We start from the raw sequence: 22,937 nt of genomic DNA, 5'->3' as shown, positions 1-22,937 counted from the left end.
CGTATACAATAATAAAATCAGATACTAGAAGGTGGGTTCCTTGTATTTTGAAAAAATTAAGTGATATAAACATCCAGAAACTGTTCCCTGGAATCATCTATAAGCGTGGGTTGGATTATTACAAACAAAATAAAGTGAGCGATCTTTTATATGATATAAATTACCTTGTTTGGACTGCAACGGTACATGGTTCGGAAGATTACTTTGTAGAAATCAACATGAAGAATTTTAACAACGGTTCCATCGATACCTATTGTGACTGTCCAGCCTTTGAAACGTTCGGATCATGCAAACATATAGCTGCCACACTCATCAGTATTGTGAATAAGGAGACAAATTCACCTAGTCTGCCGGTGAAGCCGAATTATCAGTTGACAAACAGCTTTATACAAGCTTTAAGTCAGGTCCCGCAACAGAATAGAACTTCAGAAGTCTTCAGTGACAAGACTCCGATGTATGTGGAGTATTATTGTAAATGGACATTCGATAAGAACCTCCAGCTCGAAATACGGACTGGTGAAAAGCATTGCTATGTTGTAAAGAATGCTTTCGGGTTTTTGAGGGATGTCCTTCAGGGGCGTGATCATTACTTCACAAAAAAATTCGCATATAATCCTGACAATCATTATTTTCTGCAAAAGGATTATGAAGTATTTGAGATGCTTTTTGCCATCAAACGAAATGAAGAAATTTATCATGATTTTTCCCATACCTTTAACGCGGAGGGAAATAATGGGGACAAACGATATTTAACGATTCCACCACTCGCGGCCAAAGAGCTGTTGGAAAAGCTGTCCGAAAGGGATTTTACAGTTGAGGCAAAAAATAGAAGTTTTCGTGATGTTTCGATTGAGAAGGATTCTTTGCCATTTAACTTTTCACTGACGAAGAATGAACGGGATGATTTGATGCTTAAAATAGGAGATGCCGAAGGGGCAACCTATTTTCAGTTATATGAAATTCTATTTCAGCAGGGAGTATTTTATTTTCCTGCAAAAGAGCAGGTACACATACTCGAGGAAGTTTCCCGATTTGGCATGAATGACCTTGAGCTCCCAATTCGAAAGGCACAGGCGGACACCTTTTTATCGGAAGTCATGCCTTCCTTAAAAAAAATCGGCAACGTTGATGTTGAGGAAACGATTAAAGCTGAGATAGTACAACTCCCGTTAAGGGCAAAATTATATATTGAAATGAAAGCCGATTGGATTACCGGGAAACTGGAGTATCATTACGGTGATCAGCTGATTGACCCGTTTACAGGGCGAAAAGAGAATAATGATGTCATCATTATTCGTGATGTAGATAAAGAACAGCAGATTATGCAGTTGATCGAACATGCAAACTTTCATTATAACGGCAAGGAATTATATATTGAATCAGATGAAGAGGAGCTATATGATTTTCTATATTATGTTCTGCCATTATTGGATGATTATGTCGAACTGTTCCTGACGCAGGATATTCGTGGAATGATTGTGGAAAATGCCCCAATGCCAACGACGAGTGTGCGTCTTGAATCTTCAGCAAATCTGTTGGAAATTGGCTTTGATATAAACGGTGTCAATGATTCGGAAATCAATGAAATTCTTAATGCAGTTATCGAAAAGAAACGTTACTATCGCCTTGGCAGTGGTGAATTGCTGTCATTGGAAGGGGAAGAGTTTTCTTCCATGAAACGGTTTTTTGATGATATGGAAATTCATAAAGATGACGTCCTTAACGGAAATGTCCATATGCCAGTTTTCAGGGGGACACAGCTTGATGAACTAATCGATACAAAGAAAAACTATGACCCAGCTTTTCGACAGCTGCTGAATCAGCTTAAATCACCGGAGGAACAGATATATGAGCTCCCTGAAACACTTCAGGCCTCATTACGCAACTATCAACTGACAGGGTTCCAATGGTTCAAGTCATTGAGCAATTATCATCTGGGCGGAATATTGGCTGACGATATGGGGCTTGGGAAAACGTTGCAGAGCATCGCATACCTAGCTTCTGAATCAATGGGTGAGACAATTGGACCACATTTAATCGTCGCTCCGTCATCTGTCGTCTACAATTGGAAAAATGAATTTGAAAAATTTGCACCAGATCTTTCCGTAGTAGTGCTGACCGGAGTGCCGGAAGATCGTCATCAACTAATAGAAAAATCACAGGGCACGAACGTGTGGATAACTTCTTATGCTACGTTAAGACAGGATATTGAATACTATCGGGAAATGACTTTTCAAACGATGACTCTGGATGAGGCACAATATATTAAAAATTATGCGACTAAAACATCAAGGGCAATTCGTGAGATAAAAGCAACCCGCCGTTTTGCATTGAGCGGAACACCGATTGAGAATTCAATTGATGAGTTATGGGCAATCTTCCAAGTCGTTTTACCTGGATTAATGCCGAACCATCGAAAATTTAAACAATTGTCAAATGAAAAAATAGCGATGATGACACGTCCATTTATTTTAAGACGACTGAAAAAGGATGTATTGAAAGAGCTTCCTGACAAGATTGAGTCTGTTCATGTTTCGGAGCTTACTAAGGAGCAAAAGGACCTATATGTTGGTTATTTGCGTCAGGTTCAACAGGAAACAGTGAAATCGATGAAAGGCAGTGGCTTCAACCAAAACCGGATGAAAATCCTTGCTGGTTTAACACGACTTCGTCAAATTTGCTGTCATCCTAGTCTATTTATTGAAAATTACGAGGGGCATTCAGGCAAGTTAGAGCAATTGATGGACACAGTCCAAACAGCCATGGAAAATGGCAAGCGCATGTTGATTTTTTCACAGTTTACAAGCATGCATGAGATTATAAAAAAACGTTTGGAAAAAGCGGGCTATGGTTATTTCTACCTTCATGGTCAGACTCCTTCCAAGGAAAGGGTGGAGATGACGGAACGATTCAATAACGGTGAGAACAATATATTCCTGATTTCCCTTAAAGCTGGAGGAACTGGCCTTAACCTGACAGGTGCAGATACAGTCATCCTTTATGATTTATGGTGGAATCCAGCGGTGGAAGATCAGGCAACAGGCCGGGCACATCGATTTGGCCAGAAAAATGTCGTTCAAGTAATCAGACTCGTGACAGAAGGAACAATAGAAGAAAAAATTTATGACCTACAGCAGAAGAAGCGTGAACTGATTGATCAGGTCATTCAGCCTGGTGAAACAATGCTCTCCAGTCTGAGTGAAGATGATGTCAGAGAATTGCTCAATCTGTAGGAATTGGTCAGCAACGATGAAGGCACTTTCGCTTTTGGTTGTTTGTATTTCTAAAAATAGGGGAAATATAAACTAAAAATAGCGATGGAAAGGAATGTTGGTTTCTATGACAAGAAACATACTCGCTTATTTCCGGTCTGAAAACGATGCTGAGTCAGCCCGTTCGGCTCTCCAAACCCTTAAAGTAACCAATTTGATTGTCGATAAAATTCCTGCAGCTGATGAGAACCCGAGATATATACCGATTGCTCCTTTAGGACCGACTTGGGGAGTTACCGGCACAGTCGGCCTCAATAAAGTAGGGGAAGAAGCATCACAGAATAGTGATGCACCAGTAACGCATTTGATTGAAGGGCAAATAGTAGAAGAAGATATTGAGGATGCATTGGAAATATTAGTGAGAAATAATGCATTTGAATTGGAAAGGTAACAAAAGCGCAAGCGCTCGTTTAGGGACGTACGGACTGGATTGAGCCGCAGGAGATAAAGGAAACACGGTGACCGGAGGGAGCCGATGTTGACTTATCGTACGGAGGTGAAGGAAGTCTCGCTAGTCCCTGGGCGCTGGAGCTGGACGTGGCCGATTATGTGTTAGAATTAATTGCTGCCAAAAATTTATACTTTGCTATTTGTAAAAGACTTCAGGAAAAGGTAAAAATACCTTCTCCTGAAGTCTTTTATGTCCACTTGGGCATAGATGAAGTTCATCGTGCATTTATTATTGATTCAATGTGAACAGCTTGCGTGGTCTCCCTTTTAAATAGGGACGTTCTTCCCCTGAAACCTTAATGACATTACCCGAAAGAAGTTTATTTACAGTCCGCTCTGCACTGCGCTTTGTAACCTTATAAAAAGTGGCGATATCATTCGAAGAAAAAGGTTCGTTATTTCTGTCGGTAATAAAGTCTATAAAATTATAGGAAAGCTCATTATTCAAACGGGCTTTATGGATTAGCTCATAAAACAAGCGGGATGTGTCAATGTCGCGTTTGATGCCAATAGGACCAATGATTTCTTTTCTTTCATTAACAATGTAACTTAGACTTCTCTTGTCTTTGCTGCATTTATCCACTGCAAGAAGAGCGTGTGCTTCGGATTCTTTTGTAGTCAGTCCAAGACCGAACCCAATATCGATAGGCATTTCTAGAGCGGATTCAATTTCCCTGATGAGAGGAAAGTCGCGATAATGCTTCTGTAGATGATCGAGCATCTTCTTCGTTCCAACAATAACAAACTGATCATCTCTGCTATGCGTAAGAAAGGAATCTGTACGTTCTGCAAATTCGTTTAAAATTTGCTTTAACTGATAAAGATTTTCCTCATATGCTTGTTGACTTTCATCTTGTAAAGATTCTGTTTCTTTTATTCTTACATAACCTGTTACAATCTGCGTGCCTGTGTTTTTATTCAAATCTGTCATGGACTTAGCCTGTTCAATTGCATGTCTTATATTAATTTCGGGAATGGACATGTATATGACAGGTATCCCATAATCTTTCATATGTGACTCCACTTCTTTACAGGAAGTGAGAACATTATCTATTTTTCCCTCATCCCAAAGCTTCTTGTGGAAATTAGCAATTTTATCAATATCCGGATGAGCATCTTTACCGAAGCTATACGAATAAATTTGTTTATTTTTGAAGCCGAGTTCTTTTTCTACTTCTTCCATATGATTGCCGTTATAAACATCTATTGAAATTCTATCAAGCTCCTGATTGTATATATTTCTTAAACGGTAGAAAGAAGTGAGGATTGTATATTCATCATAAGCAATTTTTACCGTAGGAAGACTTTTCCTTTTAATCTTTTCCTGTGCATACATGTAGGAGAGGGCACCAGTGAAAAGGTAAACATCACACATGAAAGCCCTTTCAATTAATTCTGGAACTTCTCGGGAATGAGCATATATAAAGGGCAGAATTTCTATATGATCATATTCGGCTGCTAAAGCGTTCACGCGTTCCACCGTTTCTGCGTGACCAATGACTGCAATTTTAGTATTCAAACGATTCCACTCCAATCTTTTTAGTATCTATTGCTAAAAATCAGTTAACTAAATGATTTATTAGCAGGCGACCAATTTCAGCTATGTATCGTTGTGCTGTGCCATTATTTTTCCATCCTTCGGTAAGTACGGCAACCTCCATTATTTTTCCGTTAGCGACGATGATAGCCGCATCATGTTCAACACCTTGTAATTCACCTGTTTTATGGAAAATTTTAATGGATGGATTGTTATGCTGGAAACTTGAGAGCTTCGAGTTAAATTGCTGATTGCCAAGTATCTCCAATATTTCCCTGCGACTTTTCTCAGTAAAATACGCATTTGTTCTCGAAAAAAGCTTGAGTAGACGAACGATATCTTTTGCTGTGGTAACGTTTTCAATTTCGTTTATTTGAGCTGTATAATCCATGAATTTCCTTGCAACGATCGTATTTTTACAACCAATTCTACTCGCAAAGGCATTTGTTTCATCCATTCCTATTGTTTCAAGCAGGATGTTAGAAGCGGTATTATCGGAAACAATCGTCATTAGCTCAACAAGATTCTGATAACTGTACACATGTGAATTTGTCAGATATTGAATGACCCCTGACCCTCCAACCATTTCTTTTCGATCAATGTAAACGAGTTTATTCAATGAAAGGGAACTGTTCTCTACTTGCTGGTACGTTTCAGCCAATATGAATAATTTAGCAAGACTCGCGGCCTTTCTTGGCATGTCGGCGTTCATGTTAATCATTCCCTCATCAGTATGGATGGATAAGGAAAAATTTTCAATACTATCGCTAATTAAGGAAAGTAGGTCCGATTCCAATTGTGCTAGACTCATTTCATTCCCCCTGTCACATTAATTAGAAAACTTGGTTGTCACCAAGTCTTTCAGTGACAGCCTTCATTGTACTGATACAGATAGGCAAGTTTTATACTTTTCTATTTGCCGAAATTAATAAAAAGGTATTATTAGCAACTATCATATTGAATTTTCCCAATATTGTCAAGAAAGCTCGGTTTTTAATATAGTAGGGTAAATACTACATACGTAAAAAAGCACTTACATGATAGATTCAAACATACATAACAAATATCTCCAAAATTTACTAGATATAAAAGGTAGTCTTAATTGAATTTTTTAGAATTATAGAGTAATATAGTATAGTATAGCCTTACCGTACATACTTACTGGCTATTAACAGAAATAGGGGGTTAGAAAACATGAAGTTATCCAAAAAGTCACTTTTATTATTAGTTTTCGGTTTACTGTTGAGTGTTGTGCTTGTTGCTTGTGCAAGCGAGCCGGATGAATCAGGAACAACAGATGACAGTGGAGAAGAAACTGAGGGAACAGAAGGAACAGAAGCTGGAGATGGCTCTGGTGGCAACCTGATAATTGCCAACTTGTCAGATGCAGTATCTTTGGATCCAGTTGGTTCAAACGATACGGCTTCCAGTGATATCCAATCCAATATCTTTGAGTCATTGACGTCACAAGATGAGAATATGGAAGTACAACCGGCACTGGCTGAAAGCTGGGAAGCTGTGGAAGATAATGTTTGGGAATTTAAGTTACGTGAAGGTGTTACTTTCCATGATGGTACAGAGTTCAATGCCGATGTAGTTAAGGCTAACATTGACCGTATCCTGGATTCTGCAGTAGCATCACCACGTGCATTCCTTTATGATATGGTAACGGAAGTTGTTGTAGTCGATGATTACACCGTACAGTTTGTAACAGAATATCCTTTCGCTCCACTGCCTGCACATTTAGCGCATAATGGTGGTGCAATGGTTTCTCTAGATCAGATTGAAGAAGATTATGCTGCAATGGAAGACGGAGGAGAGCCAGGTAGTGTGATTAACCAACACCCTATCGGAACAGGTTACTTCAAATTTGACAGCTGGAATCCTGGTGATTCAGTTGTTGTCGTTAAAAACGATGATTACTGGGGAGAACCTGCAAAGCTTGATTCTGTAACATTTAAAGTTGTTAGTGAGGGTGGTACTCGTGTTGCTGAATTAGAAACAGGAGATTCACATATCGCTAATAATCTTAGTCCGAATGACGTTCCTCGTGTAGAAGGAATGCCTAATGCTGACGTTAATCAGCAAAGTAGTGTAGGTTTATCATATATTGGGTTTAACCTAGAAAAAGAACCATTTGATGATCCATTAGTACGTCAGGCAGTAAACATGGCGATTGATAGAGAATCTATCATCAATGGTGTTTATGACGGAATTGGTACACCTGCTATTGGACCTTTAGCTCCAGATGTATTTGGTTTTGATGAAAATGCAGAGGGACTTGAATATGATCGGGAAACTGCTAGAGAGTTATTGGCTGAAGCTGGCTATGAAGATGGCTTCTCAACGACTCTATGGACAAATGATAGCCAAGAGCGTATTGATACAGCTACAGTTGTTCAAGCGCAACTAGCGGAATTTGGTATTGATGTACAAATTGAGGTGCTTGAGTGGGGTGCTTACTTAGAGCAAACTGCTAACGGAGAGCATGAGATGTTTATCCTAGGCTGGTCTACTGTTACAGGTGACGCTGACTATGGCTTGTATGCATTATTGCATTCTGACATGGTTGGGGAACCGGGTAACCGTACCTTCGTCCGCGATGAGAACATCGATGCACTTCTGGATGAAGCACGTCAAGAGCCAGACCCAGACACTCGTCTTGAATTATATAGTGAAATTCAAGAACTTCTTGTAGAAGTTGCACCATTCTTGAATATCCATCACCAGGATTTCCTTGTAGGTGTCAGCAGTTCTGTTAAAGGATTCTCTCAGGATCCAACCGGAATTCTACAATTGCATGAAGTATATATTGAAGAATAAATCATAAAATAAAAGTCTGTACCTTTTCTAACAGAAAGGGTACAGACTTTTTGTTTGAAACGAAAGGCTCTATTTGTAAGTTTTGTTGCTTTATAATTATCAGAGTAGATATAAACTGTGACATAACTTCTTTTATGTTAAATTTTCAGCGCTGATAATGGAATATAGTTACTCAGGCAACCGCAGCACGTATACACTTGCGGTTTTCGGGCGGCTGTTGAGCCCTCCTCGTGCTTTCTCGTCTTTAGGGGGTCTCACCGATGTCTTTCCTCCCGTTGGAATCTACGTGTATACGGGCTGCTGGTATGGTGGTTTTCTATAACAGGTGATTAAAAATCCTACCGTAAACATCAGCTTTACAAGTCCTGACCGATCCTGGACTTGTGAAACTGTATGATAAGTTTTTATCGCTCTTATGAATACAGTTAACTGTCAACAAGCTAAAACCAGCTCTGGGAAATACACGGAGACTCCTACGGGAAGAGAGGCATCGGTGAGACACTGAAATGCGAAAGCATGAAGGGGCTCACCAGCCGCCCGTGGAAAAGCGCAGTGTATTTCCCAGAGCGGTCGCCGAAGATGTTAATCTCTAATGTCGCAGTTAACAGATATTGTACCAATAAAACATTCCATTAAAAAACAGCCAAATAAAAAAAGAAGCTCCTCGTCTTGTAAGAGGAGCCTCTTTCGATTGAGTAATTTTTTATTGACTTACATAACCATCATGAGAAGACTTTAAACGGTAGTCGGTTGATGCTCGCCTGTCTTAATTTCTTCCATATAGTGACATGCAGCCTGATGACCTTCCAGCATGCCGTCTGCAGTTCGGAGCACTGGTTCCTCTGTTCTGCATAGATCCGTTGCGAAAGGACAACGTGTATGGAAGCGACAGCCCTTAGGCGGATCGATTGGAGATGGAACATCCCCTTTTAAAATGATGCGCTCTTTTTTATTTTCCTTATTTGTGCTTGGAATAGCTGATAGCAATGCACGTGTATAAGGATGCATTTGATTTTCAAAAAGTGATTTTTTATCTGCAATTTCAACAATCTTACCAAGATACATAACAATTATACGATCGGAAATATGTCTTACTACACCTAAATCATGAGAGATAAATAGATAAGTAAGTTTAAACTCACGCTGAAGTTTCATTAATAAATTTATAACTTGGGCCTGAATGGATACGTCTAAGGCAGAAACAGCTTCATCAGCGATAATTAGCTGGGGATCGACAGATAATGCACGTGCGATACCAATACGTTGGCGTTGCCCTCCACTAAACTCATGTGGAAGTCTATCTGCCTGATGGGGACCTAGTCCAACCGTTTCCATCAATTCCAGGACGCGATCATTTCTTTCGCTTTTTGGCACAGAGTTTTGAATTTCCATTGCTTCGGTTAAAACCTGTCTGACGGTTTGTCTTGGGTTTATCGAAGCATAGGGATCTTGGAAGATGATTTGCATGTTTTTCCGGACACTGTTCATCTCTTTTTTATTATAAGCAAGTAAGTTTGTACCGTTAAATTCCACTTGTCCATCCGTTGGTTCATCCAGTCTTAGAATAGATCTGCCAGTAGTAGATTTACCACAACCTGATTCACCTACAATACTGAGTGTTTCACCTTCATAGACTGTAAAAGATACGCCATCTACAGCTTTGACATGATTGACCGTACGACCCAAAATTCCCCCCTTGATCGGGAAGTATTGCTTTAAGTCGGTTACTTTAAGTAGTTCTTTCTTTGTTTGCATGTATATTCACCTCCGGAGCGCCATCCCATTCATCTGAATAGATCCAGCAACGAATTTGTTTTCCTTCTTCATCTGTTTCCAAAGCCGGTAATTTCGTACGGCATAGATCTGTAGCGAAAGGACAACGGGGTGCAAAGCGGCATCCGATTGGCATTTCTGCTGGGCTTGGTACAGACCCTTTAATTACAGATAGATCACCTTCAATATCGTGGTCATGCGGTGGAATGGATTGCATCAGTCCCACGGTATATGGGTGTTTTGGAGATTTAAACAACGTATCTGCATCTGTATATTCAACAACTTGTCCACCGTACATCACAGCAACATAATCACAAGTTTCGGCAACAACACCGAGATCATGGGTGATTAAGAGAACGCCCATTCCTAGTTCCTGCTGTAAATTTTTAAACAGATCGAGAATTTGAGCCTGAATCGTAACATCGAGTGCTGTTGTTGGTTCGTCTGCAATCAGAAGTTCTGGATTGCATGCAAGTGCCATGGCAATCATAACCCGCTGTCTCATACCTCCGGATAATTCATATGGATATTGATTAATGCGTTTCTCCGGTGAAGGAATACCTACAAGCTTCAACATTTCTATGGAACGTTGCTTAGCTTGTTTCTTGTTTAAACCTTCATGTATGATATAAGATTCACTAATTTGTTGTCCGACGGTAAATGTTGGGTTTAGGGAAGTCATCGGTTCCTGAAAAATCATGGATATTTCGTTTCCGCGAATTTTTCGCATCCCTGCTTCTGTTTTTTCAAGAAGATTTTCTCCTTTGAACAGAATTTCTCCGCCCTTTATTTTTCCAGGTTCTTCAACCAAGCGTAGAATGGAAAGAGAGGTAATACTTTTTCCAGAACCCGATTCTCCAACTACACCAAGCACTTTCCCTTTTGGTATTGCAAAAGATACACCATCGACCGCTTTTACTTCTAAGTCTTTCGTGAAAAATGAAGTCTGTAAATCTTTTATTTCTAATATATTATCGTAACTATTTGGTTTGCTGGTCATCTTAGTTGCTCCTTTCTATTAAGAATACACTGAAACTATCAATCAAGATCGATACGCTTATTTAAATATCGATAAGCAATATCTACTAGTAAGTTAACAAATACGAATAATAAGGCTACTACTAAAATAGTACCTTGTACAACAGGGAAGTCACGAGCTTGAATCGAGTCAATGATCAATTTCCCCATTCCATTAACAGCGAATACTGTTTCAGTAAGTACTGCTCCACCGAGTAACCCGCCGAACTGAAGCCCTACTACTGTTACAACTGGGATTAATGCATTTTTCAACGCATGTCTGTATATTACGACACGTTCTTTTACCCCTTTTGCTCTTGCTGTACGTATATAGTCTTGTCCAATAACATCAAGCATGCTTGAACGTGTCATTCTCGCAATAATGGCTGCACTTCCTGTTCCGAGCGTCAATACAGGTAGGACAATTTGTTTGAAACTCCCCCAACCAGATGGTGAGAACCAGCTTGTATCACTGATAAATGGTACCCAGGCTGGAAGATCAATTCCAATTGCAAACCATTGAATGAGCATGAGCCCAAGCCAAAAGTTAGGCATAGATAAGCCAAACAGGGCGATAATCATTATGGCAGTATCTGTAAAAGTATAGCGTTTCGTTGCTGAAACTACACCAGCAATTAATCCGATAAATACGGCTACAACTGTACTATAAAATGCTAATTCTACAGTGACCCAAAACCGCGCTCCAATTTCCGCAGTCACATCACGTCCACTACGCATGGAATTACCAAGATCACCTTGGACAGCATCACTAACATAATTAAAATATTGGACAGGAAGAGGGTCATTTAATCCCAATCTTTCTCTAATATTTTCCACTTGTTCCTTTGGTGCACTTTCCCCTGCCATGATTTGTGCAGGATCACCGGGAACAAGGTGCATTAAACTAAATACCAATATAGAAACCCCAATTAAAACGGGTATCGTTTGTATAATTCTTCTGATTATAAACTTAAACAAGACTTTTCACCTCTCTCTATTCTTTTGTTTTAGGATCAAATGCGTCTCTTAAACCGTCACCTAGCATATTAAATGCAAGAACTACTGCGACAATGGCAAGTCCAGGGAAAAGGGCAACGTGTGGTGCATTATAGAGATAGTTGCGTCCTTCACTAAGCATTGCTCCCCATTCGGGTTGTGGTGGCTGGGCACCGAGTCCAAGGAAGGACAACCCACTTGCAGATAAGATGGCAGTTGCAATATTTAATGTAGCTTGAACAATAATCGGTGATGTGATATTTGGCAGTATATGCCGGAAGATAATTCGGCCGTCACTAGCACCAAGAGCCCGCATTGCATCAATATATTCAAGTTTTTTAACAGAAAGAGTAGACCCACGGACAATTCGTGCGAAGACTGGAATAGATGAAATAGCTACTGCGATAACAACATTTACTAAGCTTCCTCCAAGGACGGTAACAATTGCCAAGGCAAGAAGAATTCCAGGGAAAGCAAGCAGAATATCCATAAGTCTCATTATAATACTGTCTGTACGTCCTCCGTAATAACCTGCAACAATTCCAAGTAGTATACCAACTGTTGCACCTAGCAGCACAGAGAAGAATCCAACCATTAAAGTTAATCCGGTACCATGAATAATTCTGCTGAAAATATCCCGCCCGAAATTATCGGTTCCAAACCAATGATCTCCTGAAGGTGGTTGAAGTTTGTTAACGAGATTTTGTGTTTGTGGAGCATATGGTGTAATGTATGGTCCAATTATTGCAATAATTATAAACAAGATGATAAGAATACCGCCAACAACAGCAGACTTGTTTTTCTTCAGTTTACGGAATACAATATTCCAATTTTTAAGCCGCGGATTAGGAGACTTAACTGCTGTTCTAGTATTGTCGATATGTTCTGTCGAATGGCTCATAGACTACTAACTTCCTTTCTATAAATCTAATAGAATTACTTTAAAACGCTATTTTTGATTATACCATGAATAAGGTGTTTTACAACACGGTTTAAGCCTACTGGAATTAATCTGTAATTTCGAAAAACACCTCCTGAATACCTAGAAATCTTCATTTCTGGGCTTTTCCTCTGATAGGAAAAAATGTCGAATAATAATATTTGTATAAATTGCATTAGTCATTAAATTCAGTGTATGGTATGATGTTGAGGTAAACTATTATAGAAGGAGCGCATCTCCATGAATAAATTGCTGGAAAAATTGAAAATAGAGATTCCTATTATTCAAGCTGGCATGGCCGGAGGGATTACATCACCTGAGCTGGTAGCAGCAGTGTCGAATGCCGGTGCGCTAGGAACTATTGGCGCTGGCTATATGAGCCCAACTTCTTTAAAGAAATCGATACATACCGTAAAAGAATTGACAAGCAAACCATTTGCAGTAAATCTATTTGCAGTCAATTTAGAAGTGTTTTCTACAGATATTAATGAAATGCAGAAGCTATTAAATACTTACAGAAAAGAACTTGGAATAGAAATGGGAAAGAAGCAGGTTAAAGTGAAGGATTATCTGCAGGAGAAAATCTATCTCATCATAAAAGAGAAGGTTCCAATAGTCAGCACCGCTTTTGGCGTGCTATCATCTATTTTGATTGATCGCCTGAAGAAAAATAATATTACGCTTATAGGGATGGCAACGAACCTGGAGGAAGCACTACTACTGCAGGATGCAGGATATGACCTTATTGTTGCGCAGGGCTTCGAAGCGGGTGGACATCGTGGAACGTTCAACACCGTAAAGTATCCTCGTGGTTGTGAAATCAGCCTCCATGTACTTGTTCAGTCACTAATCAAAAATATTTCCCTACCAATCATCGCTGCAGGAGGAATTTATGCGAGGGAACAGATTGCAGGGTTGCTCAAGCAGGGTGCATCAGGTGTCCAGTTGGGGACTAGATTCCTTGTCGCGGAAGAGGCAGGTACCAATGATTCGTACAGACGTGCTATTTTGAAAGCTGACTATGGTGACACGGTCATTACAAATGCATTTTCCGGAAGGCCCGCAAGAGCGCTCCGAAACGAATTTATAGATGAAATGGAAGAATCAGGGATTCCTATTTTACCTTTTCCCATCCAGAATGAATTGACAAAAGATATCCGTGCAGCTGGATCGGACTTTGCGATTTCCGAGGTGCAATCTCTGTGGGCGGGTCAGGGAGCAGGAGGAATAACCAAGGAAGAAACGGCCAGAGAAATAATCAATTCTTTGCATCAAGAGAACGCTGCTAAAAAAGTAGATGTATAGCAATAAGAATTCATTTAATAGAGTCCCATTTTTTTCCTCTCTATTAAGTTGGCAATTATTTGACAATATTATTAATTTAATTGTAAGATATCCTTACTATAATATTAACAAAAAAGGGGGAGTTTTTATGAAAAAGAAAAATTTGTTTCTAAAAGCGATTTTACTTTCCGCAATGGTGTTGTTCCTGGCAGCGTGTGGAGGAGATGACAATGGAGCTACAGAGGGTGAAGGTGAAGGGAATGGAGATGCTCCACAATTCCTGCAACTGCTGACAGGTGGAACCAGTGGTACATACTATCCACTTGGTGGGGAAATGGCTAATAATATTACAGAAGCAACAGGTATTCAGACGGATGCAGTTTCATCAAATGCATCTGCAGACAATGTTATAGCTTTACAGGAAGGTGAAGCAGAACTTGCTTTCGTGCAAACAGATGTTGTAGCTAACGCTGTCGAAGGTATTAATGCTTTTGAAGGAAACCCAGTTGACAATGTGCTTGCAGTTGGGTCACTTTACCCGGAAACAGTCCAAATCGTTACAACAGCTAATTCAGGAATTTCTTCTGTTGAAGACCTAGCAGGTAAAACAGTGTCTGTTGGTGCTCCTGGTTCTGGAACTTACATCAATGCGGAACAAATTCTTGAAATTCACGGAATGAGTATGGATGATATTAATGCACAAAACCTTGACTTCGGTGAATCAACTGGTGGAATTCAGGATGGAAATATTGATGCAGCATTTATTACTGCAGGCACCCCAACTGGTGCGGTAGAAGGTTTATCTGCAACAATTGACGTTTCAATTTTACCAATTGATCAAGATAAAATTGATGAAATGATTGAAAAATATCCATATTATGCAGCAGATACGATTGAGGCTGGAACATACGGGCTTGAAGAAGAAGTAGCTACTGTAGCAGTGCTTGCGATGGTTGTTGTAACTGACAGCGTTCCGGAAGATACTGTATATGAACTTACGAAAGCGATCTATGATAATGCCTCCAGCATGGCCCATGCAAAAGCTGAATTCATCACGCTGGAAACAGCTTTGGATGGTATCGGTATTGATTTACACCCGGGTGCAAAAAGATATTTTGATGAAGAAGGTATTACCACTGAATAGATTAATAAAATAATAGAAAATGGCCGACTGTCCATCTTTGGCTGTCGGCTATTTTTTGACTTCTAACACAAGAAAGTATAAAACTTCCTTATCTGCATAAAGTGCTACGAAGACTGTCAGCGTAAGGCTTGGTGACAAACCAAGTTTCCGAATCAGAAGGAAGCCATACTGACCGCGATTCATAGGTGATGATAAATGAAACATAGAATAAGAATTGTAGCTATTTTTATCGTTTTACTTAGTATGATATGCTTTACCCTGCTTTTTCCCTTCAATACTGCATTAGTATTTTATGAAACAAATACCGATAATCTAGAAGCATTTCTTCCAATCTCTATAGGAGATAAATTCAATTTGGTTTTTACCCATTCTATACATTTGTCAGATGTTGTTGAAAAATATGAAGTGATGGATAACTATGAAATTAAACAATATGAAATTGTCTATGAGGAGTTTGGGATTGGTATGCCTTCAAACGCAGAGGAAGGGCAAACATTCGTCTACGAAGATGGGAAGTATCATGTGAAAGATCTTGATAATTACTTTCCCTCGCTGAAAGTCAGAAATGGAAAAACGGTTTCCGAAAATCGGCTCGAATGGGAATCTACCTCATCTAATAAAAACACCTCCGGAGATACGCACTTGGTTTGGTTAAATGAATATTTTAGCCCCGGTGCTTGGTTTACCGTGAAAGTTAAAGAGCTATCCTTATGGGAATATTTGAAAGGAGTGAAGATTCATGACGGAGACGAAAGATCCGAATCAATTAACGAAAGAACAACAGGAATTATTGGAGAAATATGATGCTGAATCGAATCAACGTAATGTAGGTGGCATAATTGGTAAAGTTATCTTTTTTACATTGATTGCATTTTCTTTATTCCAAATCTACACAGGAATATTCGGACAATATACGGCATATATACAGCGAACCGTCCACTTAGGCTTTGCATTATCGCTCATATTTTTATTGTTTCCTGCCAGAAGAAAAACTAAGAAATCTTCTATACCGTGGTATGACTATCTACTAGTTCTTTTATCCATTATTGTCTGTGGATATTGGCCTGTGTTTTATGATTCCCTCGTACAGCAAATTGGAAGCATTAGTGATACGCAGCTTATTATAGGAGGGGTGGCCATATTACTGGTCCTTGAGGGTGCAAGACGTGCCGTGGGCCTCCCGATTACCGTAATTGCAGTTATCTTCCTTATATATGCTCTATTTGGTCCTTATATGCCAGGCGTGCTTGCGCATAGAGGACTGAGCATGAACCAATTAGTTGGCTCGATGTTCTTTACAACGGAAGGTATTTTAGGTACACCACTACAGGTATCTTCAACCTATATTTTCCTGTTCCTTTTATTTGGAGCATTCCTTGTTCAGACGGGTGTTGGACAGTACTTTAATGACTTGGCTATTTCCATAGCTGGAAAACGTACTGGCGGCCCTGCAAAAGTAGCAATTTTCTCAAGTGCATTGAATGGGACAATATCCGGTAGTTCTGTGGCAAACACAGTAACAACTGGTTCTTATACCATTCCAATGATGAAAAAACTTGGATATCATAAAAACTTTGCCGGAGCAGTAGAAGCAGCGGCATCTACTGGTGGGCAAATCATGCCGCCTATTATGGGGGCAGCAGCATTCCTTATGATTGAATTTGCTGGGGAAAGCTACTGGAATATCGCGAAAGCAGCAACGATTCCTGCTATTTTATATTTTGCAGGAATTTGGATTATGACTCATTTAGAGGCAAAGCGAATTGGTCTGCATGGTCTGCCGGACAAAGATATTCCACCAAAAGCGACCGTGCTCAAGAAAATCCACTTATTGTTTCCAATCCTGGCAATCGTGTACTTCTTATTTGTTGGATTCAGTGTGGAAAGGGCGGCACTTTACGGTATCCTGACAACAATTATTGTCAGTCTGTTCAGGAAAGACACACGAATTACGCCTAGTAAGTTCATCGTCGCATTGCAGTCTGGTGCAAGAACTGCTTTGGGAGTAGCTGCAGCTACGGCGTGTGCGGGTATTATCGTAGGAGTTGTAACGAAAACTGGTTTAGGTCTTAAGTTGGGAAACAGCCTTGTAAGCGTTGCTGGTACACTTGCCAATTCTGTTGAGACGCAATTGCTTTTAACCTTATTCTTTACGATGATTGCTTCCATCATTTTAGGAATGGGCTCACCAACAACAGCAAACTACATTATTACGTCAACAATTGCATTGCCTGCAATTTTGGCATTGAATGACAATCTTGAAGTTGCTATCCCGGTCCTGGCTGCACATATGTTCGTGTTCTATTTTGGTATTGTGGCGGATATTACCCCACCGGTTGCTCTGGCAGCATTTGCAGCGACAGGTATATCCGGTGGAGAGCCGATACGTACCGGTTTTAATGCAGCAAAACTTGCGATTGCGGCATTTATCATTCCATATATGTTTGTGCTGAATCCTACTCTGTTAATGATTGACGCCAGTGTCTTTGATATAGTCTGGTCTTTAGTGACGGCGCTTGTTGGTATGATAGCCATTGGAGCCTGTATGATTGGCTACTGGTATAAACCACTTAACTGGGTTGAAAGAATTATTACGCTTACAACAGGGATCATGTTATTGTATCCTGAAGGAAATACAGATCTCTTTGGTCTTGGAATATTCATCGTGCTTCTTGTTATTCAAATTATCAAGCGGGAAAATAAAGATGAACAAATGAAGAGGTTAAGTAGGGAAGCGTAGAAGAAAATATACTATAATTAAGGTGATCATGGTGAATACTAGGTCACCTTAATTTTTGTAATGAGGAACTCTATTTTCGTATATTTAAATTGACCTCGGAAGAATTAAGTGGGTTGGAGATACACTGCGACGCTAGATAATCATCTTCGGCCGTCGCTCTGGGAAATACACTGCGCTTTTCGCGGGCGGCTGGTGAGCCAACTTGCGCTAAAGCGCTACGCTGTCTCACCGATGCCTCTGCTCCCGCAGAAGTCTCCGTGTATTTCCCAGAGCTGGTTAGAAGATTACTGCTCTAATAGCTGAAATTGCTTCATACAGTAGCTACACCAGTACGGGTGAGCAGTGGGAGGTGACTCCTTGAAAATGTAAACCAAAACGAAGCTGACGAAGCATTCATTGTCCTGTGGGAACAGGCATGTCCAAAGATTTGCAGAGCGGTTTTTCTCGAGGAAGCTAAAGTAATTCCCCTATGGTGTGCGTATCCGAACAGAGCAATTCATGACGAGTGAAGCTAATGATTACAAAAGATTTTTGTGGATTGTTATAAAATGTTAGGTGAAATCATAGTTAATCCAAAAGTCTTGCTGAGAATTTGTTTTCAAAAAACTCCATACTAGCAGCCCGTATACACGTAGACTCCAACGGGAGGAAAGGCATAGGAGAGACCCCGCAGTGCGAAAGCACGAGGAGGGCTCACCAGCCGCCCGTGGAAAGCGGAGTGTATACGGGCTGCGGTTACCGAAGTAACTTGTTTCATTACTTACTTTTTCCAAGTAAAAAAGGCGGATTATTAGCGGTATGTTAAGTTTACCCTGTTAAACGATAGACCTTATTTTACTGAAGTGAAAGTTGAGATTTATAATAAGATAGAAAGATGTATGGAAAGCTGGTTTTATGATGAAAAAGCAACATGATTTTACACAAGGGAATATTTTGAAACAGTTATTTGTTTTTTCTGGTCCTATCATTCTGACAAACTTGCTGCAAACTTCCTATCAGTTTATTGACAGTCTTTGGGTAGGTAATTTGCTGGGAGCAAGTGCGTTGGGTGCCATTGGTGTATCGACTACAATTATTTTTATTGTACTCTCATTTATTATCGGATTGAATAACGCTGCATTGACTATTTTGTCCCAGCAAAAGGGGAAGGACAATGAAGAAGGGTTAAAGAGCTATTTAAATGCCTTTGTCGTGTTGTTGACAACGATTGCCATTGTACTTGGACTTATCGGTTACGTGTTTTCCGAACAATTCTTATTGTTGCTAGGTACACCTGTGGAAATGATGGAGCAGGCAAATGCTTATCTTCAGATTAATTTCCTCGGCATATTGTTTTTGTTTGGCTATAATTTTATCAGTACCGTACTGCGATCATTGGGAGACAGTAAGACCCCACTGCGCTTTGTAACCCTTGCAGTTATGCTGAATATTGTTTTAGATCCTCTATTGATAAGTGGATTTAATTGGGGTGTGGAGGGTGCTGCATATGCAACAATACTCTCTCAAGGCATTGCGTTTTTATATGGGGTCACCTATATGCTGCGAAAAAAACTTGCTCCATTCAGTATTCCTCAACTGCCAAAACGGAGAGAGGTTGCACTCATATTAAATCTCGGAATTCCATCCGGTTTACAAATGTCTGTCATATCTGCAGGCTCTGCAGCAATCATGAGTGTTGTCACTGTTTTTGGCGGGGGAGTTGTCGCGGGGTTCAGTGCTGCACAACGTTTGGATAGTGTTTTGATGCTCCCAGCCCATGCTCTTAGTACAGCCGTAAGCAGTATGGCAGGACAAAATATAGGTGTTAGGAACTGGGACAGGGTAAAAGACATTGCGAAGTATGGCGTTCTATATAATTTTTCCGTTATGTTTCTCGTCGGAATCATTGTCGCTTTTTTTGCCGAATACGGTATCAGACTGTTTATTCGTGAAGAAGAAGCTGTTGAATTTGGTACTAGATATTTACAGATTATCGCACTCTGTTATCCATTTTTGGGCATTAATTTTATTTTAAATGGAATTGTCAGAGCTGCAGGTGCAATGTATCAGGTGTTGGTGTTGAATATCATTTCCTTTTGGGTTCTGCGTTACCCGCTCACAGCGTTATTTGCCAAAGGTTATGGTGAAATTGGAATTGCAATCGGCATGGGAATAAGCTTTATCGTCAGCAGTCTGATTGCCATCCTTTATTATCATTTTGGTAAATGGCGTCAAAAGGATTTATTTTAGGAGAGATGACATAAACTATTGGAGCTACTCTATGAAACTAGTCAACAAGCTTTTTATAATTGGAATGATAGCAGGATTGATACTCGGCGGTTTTTTCAAGCTTATTGAACAGACAACAGGTAAAAAAGTATATGTTCTTCTCATGAATATTGATTATTTCCCAATTGTAGGAGATTGGACACTCAGCGGGGGAGAAGAGTTTGTTCTGCATATGATCGTTTCTGTTGCACTCGTATTTGTCATCTACTTTTTATTTAGAAAGAAAGACATCCATATAAAGATGGCACCATATATCATAGTAAACACATTAATCGGTGCCCTGCTTTATTTAACGACGGCTCTTTCAGAACGGACACCAGAAATTACCGATCAATCAGCCTTTGCATATTGGCTTGTCGGCCATATGCTATATGGATTTGTAGTTTGGCTACTCATTGTTGTACGAATAGAAAAAGGGAAAGATCATCATGAAAATAAACAAAAAAGTTAAACAGGCTGTAAAACAGGTAATTTTGATAACTGTATTGCTCATCGGGACTTTCCTTATGCTATCATTCCTGACATATGAGAAGGATGTTAACGATACGGAGAAGACGTTACCTTCGATTAGTGACTACGTTCTTCATTACAAGCCAATGGTAGAAAAATATGCTAGGGAATACAATGTTTCCGGGTACGTGGATGTTCTGCTCGCAATGATGATGCAGGAGTCTGGTGGCAGGGGTGCTGACCCGATGCAATCCTCTGAGAGCTACTGTGGCAAAAAGGGATGTATCAATGACCCGGAATTATCTATCAAACAGGGAGCCTATTATTTTTCCAAAACATTGGAGGATGCGGATGGCGACTTGCACCTTGCAGTTCAGTCCTATAATTTTGGCCTGGGGTTTATTGATTATGTCCAGCAAGAAAAGGGTACATATTCAGAAGAAGCAGCCATTGATTTTTCAAGGGAAATGTATGAGAATGCACCAGATCAATCCATCTATACATGCCTTCGCAAGGAAGCTGAGCAATACGAAGCATGCTATGGCGATATATACTATGTTCGGTCTGTTATGGAATACAGGGATGTAATAGCAATGGAATTAAGGAACTGGTAAGATATAGAAAAGCGCAGTAGCGCATATTACAGCAAACATACTGATCTTATTAGGAGGAAATGAAATGTTAAAAGCAATTTATACTGAAAAAGCACCAGCGGCAATTGGTCCATATTCCCAGGCGATTCAGGCGGGAGACTTTGTATATGTTTCCGGGCAAATTCCGATTGATCCACAAACTGGTGAAGTGGTTGAAGGTATTGAGAATCAGACAAAACAAGTGTTGGGTAATTTAAAAGCAATTCTTGATGAAGCAAATACCAGTTTTTCACAGGTTGTTAAATTCACGATTTACTTATCATCGATGGATGATTTCGTGACAGTCAATGAAATCTACGGCAGCTTTTTAACAGAGCCTTATCCAGCACGGGCAACTGTCGAAGTAAGTCGTTTACCTAAAGATGTATTGATTGAAATGGATGTTATAGCATATACCAAATAATCAGGAGGTATTCTTTATGGATAATTTTACGTATCAGAATCCGACGAAATTAATTTTTGGTAAAGGTCAGATTGATAAGCTGTCAGATGAAGTAAAACTTTACGGGAAGCGTGTTCTGATCGTCTACGGCGGCGGTAGTATCAAGCGAAATGGAATATATGATAAAGTTATTAATGAATTGGGCAAAATTGGTGCCGAGATATTTGAATTATCAGGTGTGGAGCCGAATCCCCGTATTACAACAGTACGTAGAGGTGTGGAAATCTGTAAGGATGAAGCAATTGAATTTCTCTTGGCTGTCGGTGGTGGAAGCACGATTGACTGTACAAAGGCAATTGCAGTTGGGGCAACAACCGAAGAAGATATGTGGGATGTTGTTACGAAGAAAGTCCAGGCAGATGGTGCATTGCCGTTCGGTACAGTCTTGACACTTGCTGCCACTGGTTCAGAAATGAATGCCGGATCGGTAATTACCAATTGGGAAATGAATGAAAAGCATGGTTGGGGTACAGCACATACGTATCCTAAATTCTCCATTTTGGATCCCGAGCATACGTTTTCCGTTCCGCGTGATCAAACAATATACGGCATTGTGGATATGATGTCACATGTACTTGAGCACTATTTTCATAGAACAACAAACACACCCGTGCAGGATCGTTTTTGTGAGGGCATTCTCTTAACCGTAATCGAAACGGCTCCAAAACTTCTTGCAGAACCTGAAAACTACGATTATCGCGCCACTATAATGCTTAGTGGAACCCTGGCATTGAATAATATGTTGAATATGGGATATCGGGGTGATTGGGCAACACATAACCTGGAGCATGCTGTATCAGCAGTTCACGATATTCCACATGGCGGAGGGTTGGCAATCCTGTTTCCCAATTGGATGAAGCATGTACTGGATGAAGAAAATGCTCCTCGTTTCAAACAGCTTGCTGTCAGGGTGTTTGATGTATCGACTACCGGGAAATCGGATAAGGAAATTGCCCTTGAAGGAATTGATAAGCTTCGTGAATTCTGGAGTAGTATCGGTGCACCTGCAACGCTTGCGGATTATGACATCGACGAAAGCACAGTTGAGCTAATGGCTGAAAAGACGGTTATAGCAAGGCCAGAATACGGTGTTTATAAGAAATTATCGAAACAGGATTCTATTGAAATTTTTAAAGCCAGTCTTTAAT

18 protein-coding genes are annotated in these 22,937 nt (G+C 40.1%); 12 read left to right on the top strand and 6 right to left on the bottom strand.

Annotated features, from left to right (window positions below; all coding sequences use genetic code 11):
• The first annotated feature begins 47 nt into the window (after positions 1-47).
• A complete protein-coding gene (locus tag MN204_RS02120) occupies positions 48-3,233 on the top strand; it encodes a DEAD/DEAH box helicase (protein WP_249869415.1) in 3,186 nt (1,061 codons plus the stop codon).
• Positions 3,234-3,339: 106 nt separating this feature from the next.
• Complete coding sequence (locus tag MN204_RS02115; protein ID WP_249869414.1) at positions 3,340-3,663, top strand: hypothetical protein; 324 nt, start codon at positions 3,340-3,342, stop codon at positions 3,661-3,663.
• 288 nt (positions 3,664-3,951) lie between these two features.
• Here MN204_RS02115 and MN204_RS02110 read toward each other — a convergent pair whose 3' ends face one another.
• Complete coding sequence (locus MN204_RS02110) at positions 3,952-5,241, bottom strand: hypothetical protein (RefSeq protein WP_249869413.1); 1,290 nt, start codon at positions 5,239-5,241, stop codon at positions 3,952-3,954.
• 40 nt (positions 5,242-5,281) lie between these two features.
• On the bottom strand, positions 5,282-6,070 hold the full coding sequence (locus MN204_RS02105; protein ID WP_249869412.1) for a serine hydrolase: 789 nt from the start codon (positions 6,068-6,070) through the stop codon (positions 5,282-5,284).
• Positions 6,071-6,453: 383 nt separating this feature from the next.
• On the opposite strand from MN204_RS02105, the gene MN204_RS02100 reads away from it, so the two are divergent.
• Complete coding sequence (locus MN204_RS02100) at positions 6,454-8,082, top strand: glutathione ABC transporter substrate-binding protein (protein ID WP_249869411.1); 1,629 nt, start codon at positions 6,454-6,456, stop codon at positions 8,080-8,082.
• A 735-nt stretch (positions 8,083-8,817) separates the two neighbouring features.
• Here MN204_RS02100 and MN204_RS02095 read toward each other — a convergent pair.
• Genes MN204_RS02095 through nikC form a run of 4 tightly spaced genes read right to left on the bottom strand, consistent with a single transcriptional unit; the run spans position 8,818 to position 12,769 of the window.
• Positions 8,818-9,837 (bottom strand): ABC transporter ATP-binding protein, encoded by a 1,020-nt coding sequence (locus MN204_RS02095; RefSeq protein ID WP_249869410.1) that lies wholly within the window; start codon positions 9,835-9,837, stop codon positions 8,818-8,820.
• On the bottom strand, positions 9,812-10,855 hold the full coding sequence (locus MN204_RS02090) for an ABC transporter ATP-binding protein (protein ID WP_249869409.1): 1,044 nt from the start codon (positions 10,853-10,855) through the stop codon (positions 9,812-9,814). Before MN204_RS02090 ends, MN204_RS02095 begins: the two co-directional genes overlap by 26 nt.
• A 38-nt stretch (positions 10,856-10,893) precedes the next feature.
• Complete coding sequence (locus tag MN204_RS02085; protein ID WP_249869408.1) at positions 10,894-11,850, bottom strand: ABC transporter permease; 957 nt, start codon at positions 11,848-11,850, stop codon at positions 10,894-10,896.
• 16 nt (positions 11,851-11,866) lie between these two features.
• Entirely contained in the window at positions 11,867-12,769 is a 903-nt protein-coding gene (nikC, locus tag MN204_RS02080; RefSeq protein ID WP_249869407.1) for a nickel transporter permease, read from the bottom strand.
• 279 nt (positions 12,770-13,048) lie between these two features.
• Here nikC and MN204_RS02075 point away from each other — a divergent pair, with 279 nt between their 5' ends.
• The 9 genes from MN204_RS02075 to MN204_RS02035 all read left to right on the top strand — a co-directional run bounded on the left by MN204_RS02075 (position 13,049) and on the right by MN204_RS02035 (position 22,936).
• On the top strand, positions 13,049-14,113 hold the full coding sequence (locus MN204_RS02075; RefSeq protein WP_249869406.1) for an NAD(P)H-dependent flavin oxidoreductase: 1,065 nt from the start codon (positions 13,049-13,051) through the stop codon (positions 14,111-14,113).
• A 127-nt stretch (positions 14,114-14,240) separates the two neighbouring features.
• Entirely contained in the window at positions 14,241-15,236 is a 996-nt protein-coding gene (locus tag MN204_RS02070) for a TAXI family TRAP transporter solute-binding subunit (RefSeq protein WP_249869405.1), read from the top strand.
• 195 nt (positions 15,237-15,431) lie between these two features.
• On the top strand, positions 15,432-16,040 hold the full coding sequence (locus MN204_RS02065; RefSeq protein WP_249869404.1) for a DUF1850 domain-containing protein: 609 nt from the start codon (positions 15,432-15,434) through the stop codon (positions 16,038-16,040).
• Complete coding sequence (locus tag MN204_RS02060) at positions 15,976-17,976, top strand: TRAP transporter permease (protein WP_249869403.1); 2,001 nt, start codon at positions 15,976-15,978, stop codon at positions 17,974-17,976. Before MN204_RS02065 ends, MN204_RS02060 begins: the two co-directional genes overlap by 65 nt.
• A gap of 897 nt (positions 17,977-18,873) precedes the next feature.
• A complete protein-coding gene (locus tag MN204_RS02055) occupies positions 18,874-20,205 on the top strand; it encodes an MATE family efflux transporter (protein ID WP_249869402.1) in 1,332 nt (443 codons plus the stop codon).
• A gap of 31 nt (positions 20,206-20,236) precedes the next feature.
• The gene (locus MN204_RS02050) at positions 20,237-20,695 is read left to right on the top strand and encodes a hypothetical protein (protein WP_249869401.1); all 459 of its coding nucleotides are present in this window, start codon (positions 20,237-20,239) and stop codon (positions 20,693-20,695) included.
• Complete coding sequence (locus MN204_RS02045) at positions 20,673-21,308, top strand: lysozyme family protein (protein ID WP_249869400.1); 636 nt, start codon at positions 20,673-20,675, stop codon at positions 21,306-21,308. The genes MN204_RS02050 and MN204_RS02045 overlap by 23 nt, the downstream gene beginning before the upstream one ends.
• A gap of 64 nt (positions 21,309-21,372) precedes the next feature.
• The gene (locus MN204_RS02040; protein WP_249869399.1) at positions 21,373-21,750 is read left to right on the top strand and encodes a RidA family protein; all 378 of its coding nucleotides are present in this window, start codon (positions 21,373-21,375) and stop codon (positions 21,748-21,750) included.
• A gap of 16 nt (positions 21,751-21,766) precedes the next feature.
• On the top strand, positions 21,767-22,936 hold the full coding sequence (locus tag MN204_RS02035) for an iron-containing alcohol dehydrogenase (RefSeq protein ID WP_249869398.1): 1,170 nt from the start codon (positions 21,767-21,769) through the stop codon (positions 22,934-22,936).
• Position 22,937: the final 1 nt, after the last annotated feature.

The organism is Oceanobacillus saliphilus (assembly GCF_023522835.1).
Taxonomy (GTDB): domain Bacteria; phylum Bacillota; class Bacilli; order Bacillales; family Amphibacillaceae; genus Oceanobacillus; species Oceanobacillus saliphilus.
Note: the sequence above shows the minus strand (reverse complement) of the source record. Positions and strands in the feature narration are given on the sequence as shown.